Origin of the sequence: Pleionea sp. CnH1-48 (assembly GCF_024124665.1) — a bacterium.
Lineage (GTDB): Bacteria > Pseudomonadota > Gammaproteobacteria > Enterobacterales > Kangiellaceae > JAMXSB01.
Window position 1 is genome coordinate 56,065 of the sequence record NZ_JAMXSB010000013.1, and the last position, 26,121, is coordinate 82,185.

Genomic DNA, 26,121 nt, shown 5'->3' on the forward strand with positions numbered 1-26,121 from the left:
GCATAAAAAAAGGGCCGCAAATTTCTTTGCGGCCCTTTAAGAAAAGGTAGTTGTCAAATTAACAGACAAGCGGCCGCAATCGTTCGCAGCAGCAACACTGTGAAGTAGCGGAAATAGCTCTGTTAGTTTGGATAATCATGTTCATAACACAAAACTACCATCATTAAGGAAATTGTCAACCTTATGAGTTAAGACCAAAATAATTAATTCTGGTCTTAACATCTCTTATCAACAGCTAGAATCCAATGTAAGGAGGTGGAGGATTAAGCATATCGTAAGGACTCGGTGTCTTGCCTCCAGTTTTGGAGGCAAGCGAACCATCAACATCACTAATTTCCTGTAATGCTTTACGAAGTGTTTTAACAATGGCTCTTTTTTGTCGAAGCGTTGCTTTACCAGCCCACCAATAAGCAGCTCTATAAGCTGCATAACCAGCACCACCACCAATCGGAGTTACCGTTAGAGCAATCTGAATGTTCCGATCGCCTTTGCGAGCATTCTCCATACGTAATGTATCAGAGGCAGTAGAATAGAAAAGCTTTCCGGTATTTACTCCACGTAGGAAATCATCATTACAGAACTTAGTACACATAATGCTTTCTTCTGAATGGTTAACTCCGAGCTCTTCGATCGTGACGCTACTTCTTTGGCTAGAGTAAGAAACCGATTGCTTAGAAAGCGATGCGCCATCCATTCCATCATCAGGAATACCATCACCATCAATATCAGCTCTAAGTTGAGGTGCAGTAATATCTTCTCGTTCGGAGCTTTGGCCTTTACCTGTTTTGCCCTTTCCGCCAAGTATTTTCCCAGCCATCCATTTGAATGCATAGCCTTTTGCTCCATTTGAGAACTTGCCCCCCGTCGCTTCGGAGATAGTTCCCTGAATTACAGCACCCGCTACAAAACGCAAGAACCCATTGCTAGTGAGACTATTGACATAACTTCCTGCAGCACCAGAAACATAAGGTGTGAAGATACTAATGAAATAGCCTTTAACCGCACTATCCAGTGAGCCATTCTTCATGGCCACGTAAGCATTCCGCATCATCTTTGCTGCTTGATAATAGGCATAGAATGCTTCTCCAGATCCTCCAGCATAGACATTCAAAATCACTCGAACAATCTGAGCGATGATCTCAATCACCGCACCACGATACTTACGCCATTTGCTATAACCACTGGGGTCTGTATACACCAACGGGTTATTACTGACATAACTATAACGATTGTAGCCTTGAGTATTCTTAACACCATCAATCACAGGGTCGGCACTGACAAATCGCGCCAGCATAGGATCATACACTCGACCATTCATGTGAATAAGGCCAACCTCATCCAGCATTTCGTGTCCTGTATATCCTCTTTGTGTTGAGAGCTTGGCAAAGATACTGATTCCAATAGAAGGCAACTGAGACTCTAGCAACTGCTCGCCAGAAAAAGGATTTCTCCGTTTTCCCCAGCTATCAAAGCTAAAGATCATCTTGTTACCTTGCTCATCCACCAGAATGTCGCCACTGCCATTAGTGATGACATCCGTTGATCCGAGAGCTTCCTTGTGGATGTAATGAGTATCATTTTCTTTGATGATACTTCCTGACGTACTCAGCTCTATCTTGATCGTTGCAACACCCGCAATAGTACGACGGTAAAACGCATCCGTAATGTTGCCAAGATGGTTTCTCTCGACTACTTCTTCAACATTATTAAGATAGCGAGTCGTAACGGTATTACTTCCATCAGAGTCTATACGCACAATTCGATTGCGATCTGGTCCATACTCAAATGTCGTTGTATGACCACCTTTAACAATTTTTACTGGCTTGTCAAAAGTAGAGTACTCTAACTGACGTCCACTCGAATCATTAATCAAGTTACCATTTGCATCGTAGTCATAACTAACGTTATTCGCACCTGAGGTTTCGCACACAGCATGAGGACCAAATCCTGAAGCACATTCGGAACCATAACGATAACTACCCACATCCGATTTGAAAGTGATGTTGCCACTATCGCTAAATTGAGTCTCTTGAGATTTGATCAAGCTGCCAGAACGATACAGATTTGCATAACGCAGGCGATTGAGGTCATCGTATTCAAAGTTTTCTTCCAGTGCCTTGGTGATACTGGAATCTCCACTTAGCTCTTTACGACTTAACAGGTTTCCATTGTCATCCCAATCATACTCAATATCTTGTAATAACTGACTACTGCCCATGGGATTAGAAGTCTCTATACCAGTTAATCTTCCCGTCGCCTCATCATAAAGACGAGCCGTAGTAACTCCATTACCATATTGAACAGACTGGACCTGGCCACGAGACGTCATACTTTTGATAGTGATATAACGTTGCTTTGACTTACCATCAACAAAACGCGTATCAATGATGGACGTTAATTGCCCTTGAGTATTGTACTCATGCTGAATACCAAAAGAGCGACTGCCTTGACTCGCAGCATCAAAGGAACGGAACTTTCTTCCATATTGATCGTAACTGACTTCTTCTATATAAAACTCAGTTTCACTGGAAGGATGATAATCAGAATGAGTGTCGATAACCCTTCCATAGCTGTCATAACCCATACGACGAAGATAGTCCGCTTGAGAAGAAACCAAGCTGCAATCATCAGATAACAACTCTCCTTGACGTTGAGCAACAGCATATAAGCGTCCAGGAGATTGGCTAACACAATCAAGAGCTTTATCGTAGTACCAACGAGTATGGGTCACCAGGTTGTGATGAGTATCCAGATCAAGACGGCTTACCATACGCCCCAAAACATCGTACGACATTTCAGTTCGCTGTCCTTTTGCATCCGTTTGAGTTTTTAGTTCATTAAAACCAGTATAACTATAACTCCAACGTCCTTTGTCAGGATCATCCAGCTCAATTTTGTTTCCTCGCGCGTCGTAACTTAATTTCGTCACGCTAGAAGAACTGCCACTGGTATCCTTCTTCTCAACAGACTTTAACAGGCCGAAAGGATGGTAAGAGTAAACCAGCTGTCCACCAAGAGCATCTGTCACTGTGTCGTTCTCACCAAACACATTGACCTTGGTCGTCGTGCTTTCAGTACATCGAGTCACAGTGGCAGCTAAACCTGCATACTGGTAACTAAGGTTACATTCACCTGATGGCGTTGTTGCCGTCAAAGTTCGACCTAGTACGTCATAGGTATAATGTGTCCAGTAAGCTAAACCACCTGCTCGATAAGGAGAAGACTGTTTAGCAACACGGCTTAACGCATCGTAGTAGGTATCAGCGTAAACTTGATAATTACCCCACTCATCAAAACTGGTCGATTCTTTTCGAATGGAACGGCCTAGCGAATCAAAATACTCAATAGACTCAGCTTCATCATTTCCGTACTGATGAATACGGAACACAGCTTGAGGCATATCGGCAGGACAACCACCATCATCACACCAACGTTTTAATAAACGAGAGCTTGAACCTAATTCAGAATGACTTAGATAAAGGTGGCCAAAGGCAGAGTATTGACTGCTGGACTTAACGTTGTTGATATCAAATGATGACTGCGGATTTCCGTAAGCATTATGATTATCAAAACGCTCTGTCACTTGCAGTTTTGCGTTGGTCTTAGAAATCAAATAACGGCCATTACTATCGAATACCTGACTATCTATCCTGGCAGTTTCATTAGGAGCGGTTGTCGTCGCTGAAATACGATTGCCAAAGCTATCGTAGACGTAGTTCTTATGTAACTCTAGCTCTGTACCTCGATGAATCCACTCATCGGTCAGCAACCCAGTCGTTAAGTCATAGTTGAACTCTGATTCTCGCGATTGAGTAACGAGCCCCCGAGTATCTTCTACTTTTGATTTTGTTAAACGTCCTAGGTGCCACTGCTGACTGTTAACACGATTAGTGTATTCATTCGTAGTGAGTGTTTTGCCTTTAAGTTGCCCGGTCAAATCACTCCCAGAATAAGTAGCCACCTCCAGGCGACTTACATTGCCATAATCAATATCATCGGCTGTATCGTAACTCATACTCGTTACTTGAGTGTGAGTCAGCAGACCATTGAGATCATAATGACTGTTGCGGTTAACAGAAGCATAGGGATAAACGGTACCCAAACGTGTCGAAGCAATAGAGAATTCCGTTGATGATTGAGCGATAACTAAATCCAATGCATTCTTTTGCACAACGGACTTCGCCATTCCTATTTTAGGAAACTCTTGCTCATAGGTTGTTGTAGTCCTAATGCCTGTTTGTGCATCAATGCTGGTCACTTTTTCAAAACCGAGCATACCACGCCCGCCAGCTTGAGCTCGTAACCCTTCATAATGGAATCGAGTTTCCACCATATTGTCTGGGTTAAACTCTATCGGTGCAGACTGTTCAACTTTAGATACCACAAACATAGGAACAAACAGATCAAAGACGGGGGAGCCATTGCCGTAATTTAATGTGTTTGCGTCGAAGGAACGTTGATAAACATTAGCAGAGGAATCTGTCAGCAGCTGGTAATCAATATGAGTTTTGGCACCATAACCATCCGTCACACCAACAATCACATCTCTTGGCGTATTGCCTCCATTCGAGAAGTAGTAGTGAACAAAGTCAGAACCACTGTCGAGGTTAGCTTTGACTTCGATGTGATCAGTGAATCCATCACCAGTGAAGTCAACAAAGTAATGATGACGATTATCATTGAATGAAGAAATACCGGTACTGCCCGTATCAATCAGCTGTTCATTCTCCCACTTGCCGATATGATAAATTTCTCCTGCACCGGGATAAGCCAAATCGGCGATACCATCATTGTCCCAGTCAACAATATCAACCTGACCTTTCCAGACACCTTCTAATGCAGGAATTGTCTGTTCGTCGGTAAAGCCTTTACCCGTATTGAACTTAATGCGCCAATGCTTATTGTCGATGTACGAACGGTTAAAATAAGCCAGATCCGTTAATCCATCGCCATTAAAGTCAGCCGATAACGCTCGCCAGTCAGGAACAAAGGCCACACCTCCTACAAAGTGTTCAATCTCTTTGTAACTTCCATCAGCCTGCGATAACACCAGATTACGAGAAACAAATGGACCACCACCAAACTGTTCACAACGACGAGGACCATCCGGACAAAACGCAGGCTTGGTTTCGGCAGTCACCGCAAGCAGCATGTCGGCTTTTCCATCGTTGTTATAGTCAGCAAGGCTAGTGTAGTCTAAATTAAATGAGACCATTGCCTTACTACGTTCGATGCCACCCGTATGAGTAATGACAACAGGTAAGGTTTCCCAGCTAGGAGAAATATCCAACCCGCCTTGGGCACTAGGAGTTAAATATCGAACCTGAATCAAGTCATCTCTATCGTCATGATTAACCACTCGAACCAGATCAGGAATACCATCGGCGTTAAAGTCTCTAAAGGCGGTGTTTTCACTTTCGTACAGAATATTTGTTGGCGTGGATGCCTGAAAAGAAGTGCCATTGGAATAGCTTACTTGCCAGTAAGCATTGTCACCGGACTCTGGCGCATGGAGAATATCCATCTTGCCATCATAGTTAAAGTCGATGAGATACCAATCGCTTAAACCATCATTACGGGCACGAAGCTCGCTGCTCTGGGTAACCAGACGAGTGCCATCAGAAAGCGAAATTCTCCAGTAATATTTATTACCACCAGAACCATTGTGATAATAAATCCAGACGAGGTCTTGCTTGCCATCACCATTGATATCACCCCAGCGAGCATCAATGAATCGACTGGATAAATGACCGCGCTGCATTTGCGTCGCAGAATTAATACCAATATCCGGTGTTGACCAATCAAACTCCAACTTTTTTAAACAAAGTTCACTGACGCATTCCTGAATCGATTTCAGCAAACTATCGCCTGTAGTACTTGTTTTGTAGTCCAGGTTATATCGACGTAATTCAACGCCAGCAGAAAATGACAATACGGTTGCTAAACGCTTACTTAAAGTTTCTTTGCGACCAAAGTGATAAGCAACTCTCTTATCGGGCCGGTCACTCGTATACTTAAACTGAATAAAGTTGGTTGCATCCGTAGCACCGTTTGTCGCATAACGGATATGGCTAATAATCAGTTCGTTGGTGTCGTTGTAATGGTTATAGTAGTACTCAATTGTGTTCCCAACGGAGTCACTAAACGTCGACTGTAACCAGGATGTTTTTCCACTGTTAGCCGTCGCCACGTCCGCCAGGTCATAAGAACCTTCGGTATAAGAATCAGTACTATTTCCGTAATAACTTATGGAACCATCTTTACGTTCTACAACAAAATGATCAGGACCATTACCAGACTGTCCCACAGAACGAATGCGCGTAAAACTATCTACCTCAGTGCGATAATAAGTACCATCTGCACCATATTCTCCTTGATAAGCAATGAGCTTCATTCCATCAAGACAAAAACGATCATCTTCATTGAGCTTCAGAGCTTTATCAACACCTTCCTGTTCTTTGGTTTGGCGACAGCGTTGGATCGAAGACAATCCACTTACTTGCCATCCTTTACCCAGAAGTCCGTTACCACCCAGGCTGCTGTAGTTCAAACTGATTTCTGGAGCGACGTTGCCCGATGATGGACCCGTTAAAATAGGTAAGTGGTAATCAGAACTGCCCGACTCACTGACTCGGAACTCACCTTTAGTGATACCCACTCGATCGGACTCATCAATATCATGTTGTGCAACCGTTGGTGCTGCAGCAGGTTCGGTCCCCACAGCAACGATGGTAGATTCGAGATAGCCACTACAGAAAGTTGTGCTGTTATGTAACATGCACGCTCTAACTCGATAGCCATAAGCACCATCGGCTAATGCACTTAAGCTGTATGCAGAATCAGCTCCCGAATAAACAGTAACCCATTCTCCATTGTCTGCTTGCATTTGCACTTCATAATACTGTGCATGATCACTGACGGTTCCCCACGCGATGGAGTAATAACCATCTGCATCCGTATAAGGAACATCAATGGTCGCAGGCTGCTCTAATATATAAGTCAAGGTTCCTGCATTAGAATCGCTATAGGCACCACAATTGGTAAAGCTTCCAACCGTATTACAAGCCTTTACTCGAAAATCGTAAACACCCGGCTGCAAATCCGACAACTTATGCTGAGTGTTATTTCCGCTATAAACCGATTGCCATGCCTGGTTGTCTTTTTTGATTTCTAGAACATAGGAAGAAACGTTAACACCAACGGGCTTCACCCAGGCTAAATCAATATCTTTTCCATTGCTGAGTAACACACTGCTCACAGCTTGAGGCTTATCAGGTTGACGGGCGACAGGAACAACCGTCGATACGGCAAAGTCACCACAACCTTTTTCGTTGTTAGCCGTATTACATCCTTGCACTCGGAACTCGTAGAGACCATCAACAAGGTTTTCAAAGTGTTGAGTCAAGTTCGTTGTTGCAGGCAGAAGCAACCAGTTATCAGAGTTTTTACGTTGATAAACTTTATAGTCTTCGGCACTACTGGATGCTGTCCAGCTGATATCAAAAGTCCCTGTTTCGCTGGAATTAGGAACTGTCATAGCGCTAGGAGGCGCAGGATAATCGATCACAGTATGAACAAAAGGCAAGCCTGTTCCATGACAGGTCACTGTTTGCTGCCAATCATCCGGATCTTCCCAGTTACGAGAACACAACTCCAGACGAAATGTGTGTTGGCCGACTCCTCGATTTAAAGTAACACTACGCTCTTCGTATTGTTGAGAGGACTGTCCAAATTCATGGAGAATATAGTGAGCAGCTCCGAACTCGAGAAAGTTTAATGTGAAAGAGCCGCGAGACTCGGTTGGCCCACTAAGATTGGTTACCCGTTGCAAAGTAATCGTATGAACTGGTGAATAATCAGCACAAAATGTATTACAGGCTCGAACACGATATTGATGACTACCTAATTCTCGTCCATATAAGGTTAGCGACGTTTTGACGCTGCTTTGACGGGTATACCAATTCTCACCTACTTTCTCCTGTAACTGATAATAAGTAGCGGTTGGAACGGTATTCCAGGATACCTTGATCAAATCAGCAAAACCGAAAGTGTTTTGTGTAGTTTCAGAGGTCCACTGTGGAGATGCGGTAGGAGGAAACTCAACCAGAGTCGTATCGATGTTACTCCATACAGAGCAGTTACTTCCAGAACATGCACGCGCCTGATAACGGTAACTACCCGGCGTTTTTCCAGTCAAGGAAAACTGCGTTTGACCTCCAGTATAAACAGTCGTCCAGGCACCACTGTTTAATGATTCTTGCAAACTATAAGTTACACCAGAGGTTGGTGAGGTCCATGAAACACTATACTGACCATCAGAATCATTATGTGGTGAAGTGACGGTAGGCGGTGCTATCTGTACCGAGACATTCACATTAATGGTATCGATTTTGGTGTTTCGAAAGAAAGGCTCACCTCGCATATAGACTTCGACTCTATGCCATAACTCATAGCGATAACTACCGCTATTTCGACCAGACACAACGGCACTGGAAACACTTGGCCCACTGGTTACATTGCCTTGAAATGCATTATTTTTATACTCTTTAACATAGACACTCATTAAATTACCGGAGCCTGAATTGCTCCACTTTAATGTGTACTTTCCTGTCGTATTAGTACCCGTGGGATATTGTGTGAAACCACCTGCCCAAAGAATGCAGGGCATTAATAAAAAACCAAACAGCAACAACCTGTAACGATGCATAACAGCTCCTAAAATAAAGCAAAATCCTCAAACAGCTAATCATTACAGTCAGAGGCAACCTCTGTTGCCTCTGAACCTGATTAACGCACTTGTTGAAATGAAAACAGCAAGTTGACTAGTCAGTTGGAGCGTTTGTGAGTACTTTGTTTATCTACTTTCTGAAGGATTAACTAAGTACACTCCTAGCGCCGAAAAAGACTCTGGCCAACAAGCCATCCAACATATATTCATGGTCAAATAAGAGCCTTAAAAATCCGGGAAGATGCATTAAATATTCAGGCAGGCAATTTAAAAGCCACTATTTGTCCTGTATAGCTTCTCAATATCCCCCAATTTAATCTCAAGAATAACTAATTAAGAAATATGACTTCTAAAGGATAGAAGTGTGACCAACTTCAAAATGCCAATGCTCCCTAGAGCACATTTATAGACAGATTTTCTTGCAACACTTCCTATCACTGGCTGCTGCTTGTATAATCTTGTACAAGGTCAAAGGAAAGGTATTGAGGCTGGCCGAATAGTTGTTAATTTCTTTTCAGCAGGGAAATAGCTGATTTATTAATAGACTGTGCAAACTGAATGTATTGCACGTCTCTATTTAATTATATTTGTGATACTAGGCATTAAAAACACGATCTTCCTATGCTCATTGATTATTGTTTTCGCTTCTTCAGCAACATATTACGTATTTTTTTTGCACTGGCACTATCACTCTGCCACGCATCAGAATCAGGCAACCAGATTGCTTTTTATTCTATGCCATCGGATGTTGAAATCTCTGAACTGAGTGTTGCACCGACAGGCAGAACCATTATTCAGGACCGGCGTGGATTTTTATGGCTAGGAACACAAAATGGACTCAATCGATTTGATGGTATCAACAATAAAATATACCAACATGATCCTGGCAACCCTGATAGCCTGTCAGACAACTACATCCAGGTGATAATCGAGGACAGTCGTGGATTTATCTGGATAGGGACAGCAAATGGGCTTAATCGCTATGACCCAGAGACCGACAAATTTACTCGTTACTATCATCAGCCAGACAATCATCAAAGTTTATCTTCTAGCCATATCTCTGCCATTGTCGAAGAAAAGCCTGGGCATTTTTGGATAGGAACATCAAATGGAGGCCTCAACTATTTTAATGTACAGACTTCAACCGCTAAACATTATCGGGCAAGCGAACAAGATCCTGCCTCTCTCACTGTTGACGATGTTTATAGCCTCTACAAAGACAGTAAGGGTACTCTTTGGATTGGAACCAGCGATGGTCTAAATAAGCTCACTTCAGGTTCTCAGACAGTGAAGCGAATATCTTTTTGTACCAAAGGAAAACCGATTAGCCGTATTAACGATATAATGGAAGATAAAGAAGGATTCCTTTGGGTCGCTACCAATGCTGGAGCGATAAAAGTCAACGCTTCGGAGCAACGCCGAATATTAGCTGACACTGATGTGCGCAGTATTTTGCAAGATAGTAACGGAAACTTATGGTTTGCAACTTTTGGCAAAGGATTAGTAAGAAGCATAGGTAATGAGCAGGCCCTTACACATTATGTTGAACATAAAAACTACTCTAACAGGCTCTGCAATAATTTCATCCCGCATATTTATCAGGATAAACAGGATCGTATCTGGCTTGGAACGATAGGCAACAGCGGATTCTGCTACTTTCATCAAGCCGCCAGCCGATTTAAAAATATTCAACTCGAAGGCTCTCCTCCCGTAATATCCTTATTAGAAGACAATCAACAGCGGCTTTGGGTTGGTACTTACGGTGACGGTATATCTGTTCATAATGCTGCTCGTCAAAGGATCCATCACTTCCGTCATGACCCACTCAACAAACAAAGTGTGCCAAGCAATAACGTAACGACTTTACATCAAGATGCTGAAGGGACTATCTGGGTTGGAACGGTCGATGGAGGCCTTGCGCGTTTTGATGACTCAACATTAGGTTTTATACACTACCCCAAAGGCCCAGAAAGTATACTGACTATAAAGGGAGGAAGCTCCGATCGCCTCTGGATAGGCAGTGCGGATAAATCATTAACAGAGTATGACAAGCAAATAAATACTTTTGTCTCTCATAACAACTCGGGAGAAATTCAGCTAGGAGTTGGGACTCTCTTTGCCAGTAACAAAAACACAATATGGTTTGGTACTACCGAAGGTTTTTTTCGCTATGACTTAACAACCAATCAATACACACAGTATCAACATATACCGAATGATGACAACTCGCTCAGCAACAACTTTATTTTGTCTTTGTATCAAGATAATAAAAATACTGTATGGATTGGTACCATCGATGGCTTTAATCGCTTTGATCCTGCCACCAAGCAGTTTCGCACCTACAAAGCAAAAGATAAGCTCCCAGGCAATACCATCTACGGTATTTTACCAGATGCTCAAGGTCATCTTTGGTTAGGCACCAATAAAGGGCTTGCTAAGTTCAACCCAGAAACTCAAGAGTTTACCAGCTATCGTCAGGAAGATGGCTTACTGTCCCCACAGTTTAACCACAATGCTCATTCCAAAGGTAACGATGGTAGGTTATTTTTTGGAGGCAGTGCAGGCGTTACTTATTTTTCACCACAAAATATCAGCACAGACAATCAACCACCTCAAGTTCACTTTACCGATCTCCTATTGGCCAATCAGCCAGTCTCAATCAAACATTCGATTGATTCTGATCAGTTTTACTTAAAACAGCCTATTCATTCGGTGGAAGAACTCGTGCTGCCTTATAAACAGCATGTGTTCTCTTTTAAGTTTGCAGCCATCAATGCACTCAAGAAAAAAAGGGTTGCTTATGCTTATCAACTCCAAGGATGGGATGACCAATGGATACAAACCAGTTATAAAGATGCCGCTGCTCACTTTACTAATATCGATCCTGGAAACTACCGATTAAACATAAAAGCGATGGATTTGGATAACCAGTGGGGAGAGGTTAGTCAATCTATAAAGATAAAAATACTGCCACCATTTTGGCGAACAAACCTCGCTTATGTGCTCTACGCATCACTCATTATTTTGACAATAGTCTGTATTGTACAGTACCGCACCCGTTCACTAAGAAAACAAGCATTAAGATTAGAACAAGAAGTGACTTTACGAACATCAGAAATTGAAACACAAAAACAGACGATAGAATCATTACTGCAAAAAAAGGACGAGTTCTTAGCCAATATTTCTCACGAGCTTAGAACACCGTTAACGCTTATTTCTGGCCCAGTGTCTAAACTTCTGGAAGAAAGCCGTAGCCCTAAAGTTCAACAAACATTAACACCGACCTTAGTGAATGCTCAACGTCTACAACGAATGGTTGATCAGCTACTTACCTTCTCCCGTATAGAACATATAGAAGAAGTAAAGCTTAGTCCTATCAACTTGTCTGATGTAACAGAACATATTCTTACGAATATGGACAGTCTGTTTGCACAGCATAAACTGACGGTGAAGCACTCCATAACACCAGAACTGTGGATTCAAGCTAACCAGGACGGTATAGAAAAAATTCTTGTTAACCTCCTATCCAACGCCATTAAGTTCACACCAGCAGGGGGACTCATTACCGTTAAAGTCATGACATCCAATAACTCACAGATGCTAGTGGTGGAAGATACCGGGATTGGTATTGCCCCTGAGCATCAAGAAAAAATCTTTGAACGTTTTGTACGACTAGAAACACCCTCCTCTGGTTATACGCCAGGGGCAGGTATCGGTCTGGCTCTCGTTAAACAACTGAGCGAAAACTTTAATGGAATAATTAAGGTAGAGAGCTCCCAACATGGCAGCTGTTTTAAAATTGAATTTCCTGCGGCAGAACCTTCGGTGAGTAAAGAGGTTCTTTATTCCAGCACCAAAGATCTTCATATCTTACAACAGGAAGCCAGCGCATTAAGACAACCTGCGTCGGAGTCAACACCATCCATCACACCTGCGACAAACTTGCCTCGCGTATTAATTATCGAAGATCATCCCGATATGCGTCACTATATAGAAAACATTCTGAATGATCACTTTGACTGTCTACAAGCAAAAGATGGGAAAGAAGGCGTCGAAAAAGCACTCGAACAAACACCCGATTTAATCATTACAGATTTAATGATGCCACATAAGTCCGGCTACGAGGTAACAGAGCTTATACGAAATGATACTCGCACCTCACATATTCCTATTATTATGCTAACCGCTTTGGCCGATGATACCAATCGTATTACAGCTTGGAAAAGTGACATTGATGATTATATGGAGAAGCCATTTAACGCTGACGAGTTGCTCTCGCGTTGTCATAACTTGCTGAGTATTCGCCGTTTGTTAAGCCAACGACTCAGCCGCGAGTTAGAATCTTCAACCACTCAAGCTGTCTCAATAAACAAAGATAAAGAAAGCTTATTTATCGAAAAATTAAAGCAGCTCTTATCAGAGCACTATGACAACCCTGAGCTCAATGCGAAATTCCTTAGTCAGTACTTATCAATGAGTGAGAGTCAATTACAGAGAAAGATTAAAGCCTTACTCAACAAAAGCATTCCAGATTATATAAAAACTTATCGACTGCAAAAAGCTGCCGAGTTACTAAAAACAAACAGCACAATAACGCAAGCTGCTTTTTCTGTTGGCTTTTCTTCTTCAACGTATTTTAGCAGCTGTTTTAAAGCCCACTATGGCATGACACCAAAGACTTACCAAAACAAACTGCATTCCGATGCACATCTATCATCTGAATGACAACTTCAATATAAAGCTCATAATCATAGCTCATAAAAAAAGCCTCCCGTAGGAGGCTTTTTTTTCTTGCCAACTTTTTTATTAAAGCAGCTGATCTAACAACCAGTACAAGAAGTTGAACGGTTTGTTGTAGTCTGCATTCTTGTCAGTTTCTGACGCCTGCATAACCGCACCATTACCTTCCATTACGTTCTTCACAAAGTCATCCAGCTCAAGACCTTGCTCTTGAATATCTGCATTAGCAAACTCGATGATCGAAGTACAGTGACTTTCGTTAACACCACGATAGTAAGGCAAGTAATAACCAATGTTGCTATGACCTTCTAAATTCTGCACAAGATTGTTGGTGTCTTTGTGCCACAAGGCATGAATTTTCTGCTCTTTAATAACAGGGTCTGACTCGTTATTAATGTCATCATAAAAACGCTCATAAGAGTATGATGAGTAGTTTAGATCCTGCCAGAAGTGAGTATGCCCCATACGATCGTTGCCATATTTCTGCGCTAGACCACCATAGAGGGTTCCCATGTCATTATCGCTAAATCCAGGAACACGACTTGATAGGAATGCTAATGGTCCATTATCTAAGCCCCAAGCTGCGCGAATTTGTTCGTGCAAACGAATGGAAGGATAGTCTCTATCAGATCCACCACGAGGTGCCGTAAAGATAGGGCCTGAGTCATTAATCATATAACCTTTGGTTGGCGCGATATCTTCACGAAGTCCGGCGTAGTTGGTAAGAGTTCCTGTACCACCTGCACTACATCCGGTCATCAGCAATTGACCTGGACGTTGCAAATTGTTTTTCAACCAGGCTGTTGCGGCACGAAGATTTTTCAATCCATTGTGATGCCACACTAATGGCTCTTTCTGGCCTTGTGGATCTTCATACACTTCCACTTTATCACCAGAATAAATGTCACCCGTACAGTAAGGAATATAAACCATATTCCAGTTCTGAGATTTGGTGCGTGTCCAGGGGTGTAGGCGGAATACAAAAGGACTTACTAAACTGGCACTCGGATTCATCAAACTCATGTAGTTATCTGGAATACCGTTGGGGTTACGCGCACCACGAATACCCGTTTGTCCAGTACAGCTCTCATAATCCCAACACGCACCACCACCCTCGAGGTAATACACGGTATTACTGGTATGTGCAACGCGATTTACAAAGATTTTATAAGGCGAGCCATCACCACAAACCGCACCTGTGTCTGGGTGTAACTGAACCGTTTGCCACTTAAGATAACTACCCGCGCTAAAACCATCATCAAACCCACTCGGGTTGCTTTTTAGTGGGTACGGAGGAAGTCGTTGTGTAGAGTTGACTGGGTTGTCGGCTTTAGGAGGTGAAAACAAGTTTTTAATCGTTTGCCAAAAACCGTAATCTCCCAGCTCCGCATGCGCGCTGATAGAGAACGAACCCAGAACTGAAGATACCGCTATCGCGCCAATCAGTTTTTTATTCATTGCCTGTCTCCTAGGGGGAAGTACCAGGGCCTAAAGATATTTTAAAAATCCACTGTCCAAGGTGGGGGTGGCCCTATGTTATTGTTAGAATGTGTCTTCCTCTGATAGACCCTCTCTATCAGGACGTCAGAAAACGAATGGAACATAAGCAAAATAAGACTAAAACTGGTACTAAGGTACTAGTTAGGACATTAAATAGCTTTTTTTGTCAAAAAATATCCCCCTAAAAGGAGATTGAGCAGCCCGCCAGTTCCGTCATTCCTTGATAAATACTTTAAAACTACTGTTTTAAACAGTCGTATAGATAGGAGTGGAATAAAAACCCATACCATCAAGCTTATCCTTTTGATATTAAAATAAAATATAAGTCACAGGCCATTCATGAGATATATTTTCAAACATCAGTGACGATAGCTTAAGCACCACTGAAGTGATAGGCAAAATCCACAGCAAGCCTATTCATGGTTCTTTCTGACCATCCAGCCAATCAAAAAAGTCAGGACATTTCACTAAATTAAAACAGATTTACCGCTCTGCACAATTTTTAATCGCATGCTCAAATTAAGGGCTTATCGAGACAGAAAATACTCTTCATCAAAGGTTTTCATCCACTCGGGGTAGAATACGGTAATCGAAGACACCACCACCCCATTCAAAAAAGCCTCAGGGAACATGGCCAAAAAAATCCAGGCGACTTCAAATTCCTTCAATGACTCGAACAATGAATACCCCGATAAATACACTGCGATGGAAGCCCCGATTAAAACACAGGGAATGGTCAGGGCACTGCCAAAAAAGCCAATCCCCAATGTATAGAAGAACAAGTTAGTGGGTTTTAAACGTCGCATAAGCCAGACTAGAAACGAGATAAACAAGGCAGGCATCCAAACGTTAATCAGTAGGTTCACTCCCCATAGCTGCCAAGGCTGCGACTGTATCAGTAAATAACCCAACATGGCGATACTGGCACAGATCACACTAAAACGAAGTCCTAGTACCAAAGTCGCCGAAGCCATCATAGAAAAATGCAAAGAAATAGCATTCAAGACTTCAAAATCCATCGACCAGAACATTACCAATAAGATCACAGTGGCAAAGAGTAAGTGTTGGCGTAAAGGTACTTCAAAAATCATGCGCCAGCTTGCTTTCCATAACGCGAAGCCCAGGCCCAAACAGGCTATCAGATTGGCAAATAACAATAGCGTAGACGACAGCAAAACATCACTGACAAACATAACAATCGATATCCAGAAAACCGACAATAGGTGAGCCTATTATACGGCATCTGGTATTCAGAAAGTATGTTAACGCTTTATCGGCTAAATTAACCTTACCGTCTTAATGTCCCTGTAATCGACAAGGGCACTCCGTAAACTCAGCATTATTAGTGTGATATTTTAATATTGGGGACTGAGTTTGAGCTCGGAACAACAGTGGCTAGACTTTTACCTGCATAAAGGCAGCGACAACCAGCAACGTCTATTGCTGGATATCTGGACGATGACATTCGAAGAATTGGAGTCGACACATGACTACATTCAGTGGTTGTTCCCTACAACGGAGCCAAGTCCCATCAATCCCCACGCTCCTTTAGTTACCGAATCTCTACGCCAGAAGATACAGGAAGCTCCTGAAATCAGAGCAAACTTATTGCGCTCTTACGATACTATGGCTGCTTTTTGGGGATTCTATCGCGACGATGATGAACAACTGTATGCCAGCCCTCATATTGAGACGCAAAGCAAACGCTGGTGTTGCCAACATAATCATAATCAGCTGCGCATTACTCGAATGCTCAAGTGTTTAACATTGGCAGGATTTGGCAACCTTGCTTTTCAAACCAGTACTTTTTTACTCTCTTACCTCAATCAGGCGGGTTTAAGTTTTAGTGAAGTTCCTGCCTCGTTATATTGGATGAGTGCCGTAGATAGTAGTGAAGAAGTCGAATTAGAAATTGAAATCGATATCAACTCACTGCCTCCAGAAGATCCTCAATAAACATGTTGCTTCTAGAAAAGTAAATTGCTTGATCACACCGCGTAGTCGCCAAAATATTTAAGCAGCTTATTTACTTTTTCTTGCACAACTATCTGGCAATAAGGTTGTTGTGAGTTATTGTTATAGTAATTTTGATGATAGCTTTCTCCTGACCAAAAACGCTCCAGAGGTTTAATTTCTGTGGTAATGGGCTGAGCAAACTCTTTTTGATACTCTGGCATCCACTGCTGGATCTGTTCACCTTCTGTGTCAGTGCTAAAATAAATCACCGAGCGATACTGAGTTCCAACATCATTACCTTGTCGGTTTAAGGTTGTAGGGTCATGAATAATAAAGAAGATGTCTAACAATTCCTTAAGTGAAATAACATCTTCTTGGTAAGTTAAACGCACCACCTCTGCATGTCCGGTAGTTTCACGACAGACACTACGATAATCGGGATCATCAATGTGACCTCCCGCATAACCAGATTCTACTTTCTCAACCCCCTTAACCCGTTGAAACACGGCCTCAAGGCACCAAAAACATCCACCACCAATGACAACTGACTGACTCATAGCTCTACAAGCCTCTATATTGTGTTAGTACTGATTAGAGCCTCCGCTATAGAAAATGTTACGAAGGCTTTTCCAGTTACTCTTTTTTATCGCTGCTATTCTCTGCCGCTTTAGTCTCTTCTTCACTTTTATTGGATTTATCTTTGTCGGTAGCCTCAGCGTTTTCTTCTTCCTCTTCTTCGGCACCCTCGCAAATATCATGCAATTCTTTTAGCGCTTCCGTAATTTTTGTGTGCATCTCTTTAAGTTGATCACGGTTATCTAAACATAGAATTTCTAACGCTTGATCAACCGTTTCTACGGTATAGATAGCAAACTGATTTTGGCGTACCGAATCAATCACCTCTTTCTTTAACATGAGGTGTTGCTGGTTCGCTTTGGGAATAATAACGCCTTGAGTTCCTGTTAATCCACGGGCTTTACACAGTTGATAAAAACCTTCGATTTTTTCATTTACACCACCGATGGCTTGCACTTCGCCAAACTGGTTAATGGAGCCAGTGACTGCCAAAGACTGTCGAATAGGCTTCTCTGTGATGGCAGAAATCAGTGCACAGAGTTCAGCCAGTGATGCACTATCGCCGTCAATCAATCCGTAGGATTGCTCCATTACAATATTGGCCGAGATAGTCAAAGCAAACTCACGAGCATAACGGTTTGATAAATACCCTGATAAAATCAAAACACCTTTTGAATGAACAGAAAGTCCCAAGTCACTTTCGCGTTCAATATCAACAATGCCCTTGGCACCTGGAAACACCGTCGCTGTTATACGAGCTGGAGTTCCAAATTGTGTGGAGCCGATTTCCCAGACAGTTAATCCATTGATACTTCCAATCACATCGCCATCGGTCAAAATTAGAATCTGTCCATCGATCACTTCTCGTAACATGTCACTGTGCATGCGCGAGTGTCGATATTCTCGCTGCAATAACGCACTGGTTACATGTTTGTTCGATATGGTGGTATCTCGCTTTTGTGCGCGAATGACTTCGGCTTCACCAATCAGCTCAAAGACTTCGCCAAAGCGCAATGACAATAACTTTTGATTTTCACATAAGCGAGAACTAAAAGTTACAATCTCGCGAAACGCCGATAAATCAACAGGAGCGAACCCTTCGCTTTCTGCATGTGTTTTTATCAGTCGCGCCAGTTGAGTGATGTTATCTGTCGAACGTTTGGTTTGATCATCAAAGTCCACTAATACACGAAACAGCTCGCTGAATTCTGTGTCCATATCTTGCAACAGATAATAGTGATGACGATGACCAACCAAAATAATCTTAACATCCAGGGGGATCGCATGAGGATTCAACCCAATACTGACAGCGGATTGACCTTCTGCCGTAGGCGGCTCCAGTTTTAACTCTTGCGTTTGCAGTGTGCGCTTGAGCTGCTCCCAAATATAAGGATCTTCAAACAGTTTCTCAGCTTCGAGGATCAAATATCCGCCATTAGCGCGGTGTAATGCCCCAGCACGGATAAACTGATAGCTGGTCGTTAATGCTCCGGCCTCGTTCCAGTACTCAACTCGACCAAATAGATTGGCGTAGGTTGGGTGAGCTTCATAAACAACGGGTGCACCTAACGCAGGATTATTTGTAATCAAAAGATTGGGAACAAAATTCTGTTGTAATAGCTCACGCAACTCCAGGCTATTTTTAAGTTCTGGTGATTCGATCAAATGGAAGTTTTCTAAAATCGTTTTAACCAGATAACTGCTCAGTTCTTTAAAATAAATCTGCGCGCCAGTTAATCCACGATAATTATCTTCTAATTCCTGAACCAGATCTTGAATCGCGGCTTGGATCGTCTCTGAATACAACTCTTGTTGTTTCTCGTAAGATTCTCGCTTCCAACGCGGCATCTCGAGCAAAGCTTCGCTAAGCTTGTCTTCTAACAAAGAGATCGCCTGGTTGATTTCTTCTTTTTCTTCTGCGGGTAATCCAGCAAACTGAATATCATCAATCGCTTTACCATCTTTTAATGGCGAGAAAGACACATTAGAGGCATCTTGAAATAACGCAAAATTGAGAGCATTGGCTTGCTTTTCCATCTCATCAAGAGCCGTCTCAAAACGCATATTGAACTCTCTTTCAATAGCCGTTTTTTTGCGTTGGTAACTGGGGTTTTCGAAGGATGCAGGAATGGTCACCATCAGTTTTCGAACCATCGACTGACAGTCTTGCACTAGCTGCTTGCCAAAACTCGCCGGGAGCTGCACCGCCCAGGGCTCTCGCGGTTCATCAAAATTATTGACATAAACCCAGTCTGGTTGCGGTTCACTGACTTGCGCTTTGGCTTCCAGCTGACGCATAACCATCGAGATCCGTCCAGTGCCAGACTCTCCCATGACAAATAAATTGTAACCACTACGGCTGGCTTCCAAACCAAAGCCAAGAGCCGCCTTTGCACGAGTTTGGCCTAAAAAATCGACACTGGACTCCAATTCATCCAATGAGTCGAAAGGCAACTCAGTTTCGTTGTAATGTGCAGATAGTTGTTCGCTTGATAATTGATAAGTGGTTCGTTGTTCCGACATTCGGCTTCCGGTTGTTATGAGATGGCCCAGGGCCTAGTTGATCTTGCGTTGATAGTCACTAGTAAGTGTTGCAGAAGCCAATGCCGAAAACAAGATAATCCAGCATTAACCAGCAATCGATTAGGTTACAAAAGGTTTAAGGGCCAGAGTGTTTCATCCAGAGCCTACCACTCTTTAGTTGATAGACTCTTAGTTAAACGACATGCCAACAACCAGTCCAACGGCGATGCCCAATCCAATAAAAATAGAGGCTACGACAGAACCCACCGCTCGATTCCCCTTAGTCAGCTCTTCATGGGTATCAAAGGGTGTCATAGCATCGAACAGTTTATAGCCAAGTGCCATGACAATGAGCGCCACCGATGATCCCATCAAGGTGTAAATAAAATTCATAAAAGCGATATTCCAATCCATTATCGGATCTCCTGTTTTATTTTTTCTATTTTTCTTACGTAGCCAATCGTTTCTTTGCTGTGCCGTCCGGTCACCTCATTCAGAACGCTTTCTATCGATGTCCAGATACGAGGATTCAGCCCTTTTTCGATGGCTTTTCGTTGAGCTTTTAGCATATTGCCTTTGCCAGCATTATAAGAGCCGAAAGTGAATCGCAACCGTTCTGTTGTCCCTCGACCCTTTTGCCAAAACTCATACAGTTTTTTGTTATACCAAAGACCTGCGGCAACGCTCCATCGAGCATCACGAGCATGTCCCTGGATCATTTTATTTTTGCGTTTAATTTCATCATAAGTACGCGGCATTATTTGCATTAATCCCTGTGCCCCTACGGGAGACTTGGCATCGGGATTTAAGTTTGATTCGGCAATCGCCTGGGCTTTAAAAACCTGCCAATCAAAGGTCGGACCAAAATAGCGTTTGGTGTATTTTTTAAAGTAAGCGTCATACCGCGTGTGCTTTTTATATTTTTTAAAGGATTCGGCGGATGCAGGAAGCGCCATAACCATCAAAAGCATCACACCCGCGCACCTCGCCAATAAGCGACCGCGGCTGTAATCGTTTTTGTTTAACAAGCATTCCATCGTAGGGTTTTGCCCACCAATATAACAAGACAAACATCAGTATTCATGATGTACTCACTGAGTGTCAACCATTGCCTTAATTGCGCTCGCTGGCGGCAGCCAGTAGTCGATTGCTTTCTTGCAAAAAGTCCTCAGCGTAATCCCCAAGATACTCCTTTACCTCATTAAAACACTTAAGAAGCCCTGTTCTATCTTTGTTTTTTAGCAATGCTAACAAGGATTGATACTGCTCAGAATAAGATTCAATCACTTCGACGCCTTGACTTGAATTGAGCAAAATATCCACATACAACTCTGGGTTTTGCGCGAATAATCGTCCAATAAATGCTAACTCCATCCGATAGACCGGGGAACTCATTTGAGCAATAGCACCAATATCCGCTTGTGATGACAGCAAATGTTGCCCAGCGCTAATTGCACAAAAATGTCGCAGAGCTTGAACTATCGACATAACCTCATCATGTTGAGTCGCTTCGACTTCACGACACAAACACCCCCAGACAGAAAACTGCTCAATGAGCCACTGACATGATTCAGCCTCACGTCCGTGACAAAATAACATGAGCTGTCGAGCCAAGGTGGTACAGCCAGGCCCAAACATAGGGTGCAAACCAATAACAGGGCCAGAATGCACCTCCATCATCCAACCTAACGGCTTTTGTTTATGGGAGGTAATATCGGCAACAACACAGTTTTTATTCAATCCAGTTAACTGTTGAATGACACTCTCTGTGACTTCAATAGGAACAGCAACCAAAACCAGATCGACAAGTTTTAGCTGCGCCCACTCATCATTAGTCGAATCCTTTTCGATAATCACAACATCGTAGGCACTGCGTTGAAAGTGTTCAGCGAATAAGGCACCTAGTTTTCCTCGTCCCCCAATAACGGCAACCTTTTTTACCTGCTCGCAAGACCGAGAAAAACGCATCTGAGACTGTAGCTGATAAGAGTTGCGAAATATTCGCTGCATCACATCACTGGCTAGCGCAGGCTCCAATTCTATATTTTTTGCCTGCTGCTGAATTCTGGCCAACACTTTCTTTTCGCGCTCTGGTACATATAAAGCGTCGCCTTTCTCGCGCTTTACTTGAGCAAGTTGCTCAACAAGTTGTTGCCGCTTTTTTAGCAAGAGCAACAACTGTTCATCACATTCATCAATACCCTGGCGAATAGAGTCAACACTGGCTTCGCTCATCAGATGGCCTCATAGATATACCGCTTGCAACAAATTATATACCCAAAGTATTTCAAAGTGCACCTAACCAGCCCCGTACCACTTTGAAGGCAACGGATATTAATGAGACATCAAGAGCATTCTATTCGATTCTTTTTTTCAGGTAACCTTTTAGTTGTTGGTAGCTTTCTTCAATCAGCTCAGCGGTTGTATCCCAATTAATGCAAGCATCGGTAATCGACACACCATACTTTAAGTCGCCTTTATCAGCCGTTAGCTTTTGATTGCCTTCATGCAAATGACTTTCTAACATCAATCCTAGAATCGAGCGGTTACCTTGCCGGATCTGACTAACCACATTGCGGTAGACCAAAGGCTGTAAGCGATAATCTTTTTGCGAATTGCCATGACTGCAATCCACCACAAACCGAGCATCGAGTTTCTCATGCTGTAACCGCTGCTCTAGCATAGCAATGTGCACCGAGTCATAGTTTGGATGTTTGCCACCACGCAAAATTATGTGCCCATCGGGGTTTCCTTTGGTACCGATAAGCGCCACCTGCCCCTGTTGATTGATCCCAATAAAATGATGACCAGATGAAGCCGAGCAAAGTGCATTAATGGCCACTTCTAAATTACCATCAGTTCCATTTTTAAAACCAACAGGCATCGATAAACCTGACGCCATTTCGCGATGTGTTTGGGACTCAGTTGTACGTGCCCCAATAGCGGCCCAGGTAAATAAATCGGATAAATACTGCGGAGTAATAGGGTCCAACACTTCTGTTCCTGTGGGTATCCCTAAATCTGCGCACCAGGTTAATAATTGACGCGCTTCTTTTAGACCCGTTTCAACATCAAATGTATCGTTAAGATGAGGGTCATTGATTAAGCCTTTCCAGCCAACCGTCGTACGCGGCTTCTCAAAATACACTCGCATGACAATAAAAAGCTCATCGGCATATTGATCATGTAACCGCTTTAGCTTCTCTGCATATTCTTTTGCAGCTTGAACATCATGAATAGAACAGGGCCCAGCCACAACCAACAATCGATGATCTTTGCGCGCAAGAATATCTTTCACCTGTTGGCGATAAGACAATACGTTTTGACGCCCAATTGAAGATAATGGAAACTCTTCTTTTAGCACATGAGGTGCTATCAAGATGTTTTCTTGGGAAACATTAATATTGCTTAATCGGGTATTCATAATCGCTCCATTGTCTTTAACAGGTCGGGGGATAGACTCAAATTGACAGAAGAGTCAAAGAATCAATAAAAATAATAGAAATAGGGAAACGATCGAGTAGAAAACTCGATGTTAAAAAAGGATCGGATTGTAAAAAATTGATTAAATAGTCGCATCTTTCACTCCACACATCTATTGATATCAAAAACTCACAGTGAAAGATAATGCTTTTTTGTTATTAACAAGCCACAAAAGGACTTATGAAGCGCGGAGGCAATAACTAATCCTCTGATTCCTGTAATAAATAATCATATAGCCGCAGACATTTTTCTAGCGAATCGTTTTCTTCCAATAAAAACTGTTTAAACTCAAGCGGCAATGGCAATAGCTGAGCAAGTTGATTCACCACATACTCAGAACTGGCCAAAGCAACGGACGATGTATTGAGTTCGGTATCTGGCAAATTTGCCAATTTCAATAACACCGATTTTAACGCCGACAACTCCATGGGAATTAACTGGTCTTCGACAGGTTCGATCACCGATAGATGATGGGCCACGTTAAGGCGCGAGTCATCACAATGGCACTCATGTAAGCGCACACGTTCACCACCGGTCACTTTAATGGTTAACAGCCCATCCTCACGAGAGCCAAAGTCAGAAATACGGGCGTAAGTACCGACCATTTCAAAACGCACTCGACTGTCAGCTTCTCGTCCCTCGAGTAAGCGGCTGACCACAAAGGGGATTTCATTTTTAAGGCATTGCGACACCATCTCTAGATAGCGCGGCTCAAAAATAACCAAAGAAAGGCAAGCACCGGGAAATAATACGGTATTGAGAGGAAACACAGCTCTTTCGGGTTCGACCATTGGGCACTTGCTCTTCGCTGAAGTTATCTCAGGTATAATATATATACCTTGAACTAACATACTACACCTGAGATTTGTCGTTATTGTTTCACCGACCAGCAAGCCACATTTGATGCCTCAACCTAGCTTTTTAAGCCCTTGCCTGTGTTCAATAAATAAAGTGCAAAAGAAAACAACACAACAATAAACGCAGAAATAATGATAAAAGCGGTGGTCAAATCAATATCTGACTGCCCCAAGAAACCATAACGAAACGCGTTGACCATATACAGAACTGGGTTGGCGAGGGAAACCTTCTGCCAAAACTCGGGTAATAAGGTTATAGTGTAGAAAACGCCTCCCAGATAAGTCAAAGGTGTTAACACAAAGGTCGGAACAATAGAGATATCATCAAACTTCTTAGCAAAAACCGCATTGATAAGTCCTGCTGTCGAAAACAAGGTAGAGGTTAATAACACCACGGCAAAAATCACCCCGTAGCTATGCACCTCTAAATCGACAAAAAACAGCGAGATAGCCGTGACAATGGCTCCCGTTAACAGTCCTCGGCTCATGCCACCGCCCACATACCCAATTAAGATATAGATATTAGGCACCGGAGCAACCAACAGCTCTTCGATATGTCGTTGAAATTTGGCGCTAAAAAACGATGACACAACGTTGGAATAAGAATTGGTGATCACCGCCATCATGATAATACCTGGCGTGATGTAAGCCATATAAGACACACCACCCATTTCACCAATGCGTGAGCCAATTAAGTTACCAAAGATAACGAAGTACAAGCTCATGGTAATGGCGGGTGGCAACAGTGTTTGCACCCAGATACGAAAATAACGCCCGACTTCTTTGGTTAAAATGCTTTGCAATGCTACTAAATTTTCACGAACCATCTGGTTAACCTCAATCGTTACTTTCAACCAAACGCACAAACAGCTCTTCGAGACGATTGGCTTTATTGCGCATGCTTAATACCGTAATCCCACTCTCTTTAAAGCGAACAAAAAGGTCGTTTAAAGTATCGTGACGTAATATATCAACCTCTAAGGTGACCTCATCCAGCTGTCGAACAGGTTGACCACAATAATCCGGCAATGCTCCTTGATAAGGTTCAATATCAAAAATAAAGGTTTCCATATCCAATTTGGCCAGCAATGCCTTCTTGGAGGTGTTTTCGACAATACGCCCCTGATCAATAATGGCGATATTACGACACAAACTCTCAGCTTCTTCCAAATAATGAGTAGTAAGAACAATGGTTGTCCCTTGTTCATTCAGCTCGGTAAGGAACTCCCACATTGAACGACGCAGCTCAATATCGACTCCTGCCGTTGGCTCATCCAGTATTAATAACTTAGGATCGTGCACCAACGCTCTAGCGATCATCAGGCGACGCTTCATACCACCCGAAAGATTACGCGATGGTCCGTCGCGTTTTTCCCACAATCCCAGCTGTTTAAGCAATTGCTCTACTCTAGCAGCAGCCTGATTGCGTGGAATACCATAGTAGCCTGCCTGATTAATGACGATCTGCCACGGTGTTTCAAACTGACTGAAATTAAATTCCTGAGGAACCAAGCCTAAAGAGCTTTTGGCATTAAAAGTCTCTTTATCCAGATCATAACCAAAAATGGTGACCTGACCTTCTGACTTATTCACCAGCGAGCTTACTATGCCGATGGTGGTCGACTTACCAGCACCATTGGGTCCTAATAGAGCAAGAAAGTCTCCTGATTCAACCTCAAGATCAATCCCCTTCAGTGCCTCGAATCCGTTTGCATAAATTTTACGCAAGCCGGTTAATTTCAACGCTGTTTTATTCAT

14 protein-coding genes are annotated in these 26,121 nt (G+C 42.8%); 2 read left to right on the forward strand and 12 right to left on the reverse strand.

What is annotated here, in order from left to right:
- Positions 1–235 precede the first annotated feature (235 nt).
- Positions 236–8,707 (reverse strand): FG-GAP-like repeat-containing protein, encoded by an 8,472-nt coding sequence (locus tag NH399_RS19180; protein WP_253042805.1) that lies wholly within the window; start codon positions 8,705–8,707, stop codon positions 236–238.
- Positions 8,708–9,349: 642 nt separating this feature from the next.
- Here NH399_RS19180 and NH399_RS19185 point away from each other — a divergent pair.
- Entirely contained in the window at positions 9,350–13,453 is a 4,104-nt protein-coding gene (locus NH399_RS19185; protein ID WP_253042806.1) for a two-component regulator propeller domain-containing protein, read from the forward strand.
- A gap of 81 nt (positions 13,454–13,534) precedes the next feature.
- Here NH399_RS19185 and NH399_RS19190 read toward each other — a convergent pair whose 3' ends face one another.
- Both NH399_RS19190 and NH399_RS19195 read right to left on the reverse strand, forming a co-directional pair.
- Positions 13,535–14,926: a pectinacetylesterase family protein gene (locus tag NH399_RS19190; protein ID WP_253042807.1), complete on the reverse strand. Its 1,392-nt coding sequence runs from the start codon at positions 14,924–14,926 to the stop codon at positions 13,535–13,537.
- Positions 14,927–15,495: 569 nt separating this feature from the next.
- A complete protein-coding gene (locus tag NH399_RS19195; protein WP_253042808.1) occupies positions 15,496–16,161 on the reverse strand; it encodes an energy-coupling factor ABC transporter permease in 666 nt (221 codons plus the stop codon).
- Between the two features lie 181 nt (positions 16,162–16,342).
- On the opposite strand from NH399_RS19195, the gene NH399_RS19200 reads away from it, so the two are divergent.
- Positions 16,343–16,924, forward strand: a complete 582-nt coding sequence (locus NH399_RS19200; protein ID WP_253042809.1) for an opioid growth factor receptor-related protein — start codon at positions 16,343–16,345, stop codon at positions 16,922–16,924.
- 32 nt (positions 16,925–16,956) lie between these two features.
- Here NH399_RS19200 and msrA read toward each other — a convergent pair whose 3' ends face one another.
- The 9 genes from msrA to NH399_RS19245 form a co-directional block, all read right to left on the reverse strand.
- Positions 16,957–17,481 carry a peptide-methionine (S)-S-oxide reductase MsrA gene (gene msrA, locus NH399_RS19205; RefSeq protein WP_253042810.1) on the reverse strand — a complete coding sequence of 175 codons (525 nt, stop codon included), beginning with the start codon at positions 17,479–17,481 and terminating at the stop codon, positions 16,957–16,959.
- Between the two features lie 76 nt (positions 17,482–17,557).
- Positions 17,558–20,023, reverse strand: a complete 2,466-nt coding sequence (locus NH399_RS19210; RefSeq protein ID WP_253042811.1) for a Lon protease family protein — start codon at positions 20,021–20,023, stop codon at positions 17,558–17,560.
- 189 nt (positions 20,024–20,212) lie between these two features.
- Positions 20,213–20,437, reverse strand: a complete 225-nt coding sequence (locus NH399_RS19215) for a DUF350 domain-containing protein (RefSeq protein WP_253042812.1) — start codon at positions 20,435–20,437, stop codon at positions 20,213–20,215.
- Entirely contained in the window at positions 20,437–20,994 is a 558-nt protein-coding gene (locus NH399_RS19220) for a transglycosylase SLT domain-containing protein (RefSeq protein WP_253042915.1), read from the reverse strand. The genes NH399_RS19215 and NH399_RS19220 overlap by 1 nt, the downstream gene beginning before the upstream one ends.
- 142 nt (positions 20,995–21,136) lie before the next feature.
- Positions 21,137–22,258: a bifunctional chorismate mutase/prephenate dehydrogenase gene (tyrA, locus tag NH399_RS19225; protein WP_253042813.1), complete on the reverse strand. Its 1,122-nt coding sequence runs from the start codon at positions 22,256–22,258 to the stop codon at positions 21,137–21,139.
- A gap of 121 nt (positions 22,259–22,379) precedes the next feature.
- A complete protein-coding gene (locus NH399_RS19230) occupies positions 22,380–23,450 on the reverse strand; it encodes a 3-deoxy-7-phosphoheptulonate synthase (protein WP_371876102.1) in 1,071 nt (356 codons plus the stop codon).
- A gap of 256 nt (positions 23,451–23,706) precedes the next feature.
- The gene (locus NH399_RS19235) at positions 23,707–24,297 is read right to left on the reverse strand and encodes an LON peptidase substrate-binding domain-containing protein (RefSeq protein WP_253042815.1); all 591 of its coding nucleotides are present in this window, start codon (positions 24,295–24,297) and stop codon (positions 23,707–23,709) included.
- A gap of 122 nt (positions 24,298–24,419) precedes the next feature.
- Positions 24,420–25,190 (reverse strand): ABC transporter permease, encoded by a 771-nt coding sequence (locus NH399_RS19240; RefSeq protein WP_253042816.1) that lies wholly within the window; start codon positions 25,188–25,190, stop codon positions 24,420–24,422.
- A gap of 10 nt (positions 25,191–25,200) precedes the next feature.
- Entirely contained in the window at positions 25,201–26,121 is a 921-nt protein-coding gene (locus NH399_RS19245; RefSeq protein WP_253042817.1) for an ABC transporter ATP-binding protein, read from the reverse strand.

Coding starts and splice junctions, on each gene's coding strand:
- NH399_RS19180 (WP_253042805.1), bottom strand. CDS start 8,707: ATGCATCGTTACAGGTTGTTGCTGTTTGGTTTTTTATTAATGCCCTGC.
- NH399_RS19185 (WP_253042806.1), top strand. CDS start 9,350: ATGCTCATTGATTATTGTTTTCGCTTCTTCAGCAACATATTACGTATT.
- NH399_RS19190 (WP_253042807.1), bottom strand. CDS start 14,926: ATGAATAAAAAACTGATTGGCGCGATAGCGGTATCTTCAGTTCTGGGT.
- NH399_RS19195 (WP_253042808.1), bottom strand. CDS start 16,161: ATGTTTGTCAGTGATGTTTTGCTGTCGTCTACGCTATTGTTATTTGCC.
- msrA (WP_253042810.1), bottom strand. CDS start 17,481: ATGAGTCAGTCAGTTGTCATTGGTGGTGGATGTTTTTGGTGCCTTGAG.
- NH399_RS19210 (WP_253042811.1), bottom strand. CDS start 20,023: ATGTCGGAACAACGAACCACTTATCAATTATCAAGCGAACAACTATCT.
- NH399_RS19215 (WP_253042812.1), bottom strand. CDS start 20,437: ATGGATTGGAATATCGCTTTTATGAATTTTATTTACACCTTGATGGGA.
- NH399_RS19220 (WP_253042915.1), bottom strand. CDS start 20,994: ATGCTTTTGATGGTTATGGCGCTTCCTGCATCCGCCGAATCCTTTAAA.
- tyrA (WP_253042813.1), bottom strand. CDS start 22,258: ATGAGCGAAGCCAGTGTTGACTCTATTCGCCAGGGTATTGATGAATGT.
- NH399_RS19235 (WP_253042815.1), bottom strand. CDS start 24,297: ATGGTCGAACCCGAAAGAGCTGTGTTTCCTCTCAATACCGTATTATTT.
- NH399_RS19240 (WP_253042816.1), bottom strand. CDS start 25,190: ATGGTTCGTGAAAATTTAGTAGCATTGCAAAGCATTTTAACCAAAGAA.
- NH399_RS19245 (WP_253042817.1), bottom strand. CDS start 26,121: ATGAATAAAACAGCGTTGAAATTAACCGGCTTGCGTAAAATTTATGCA.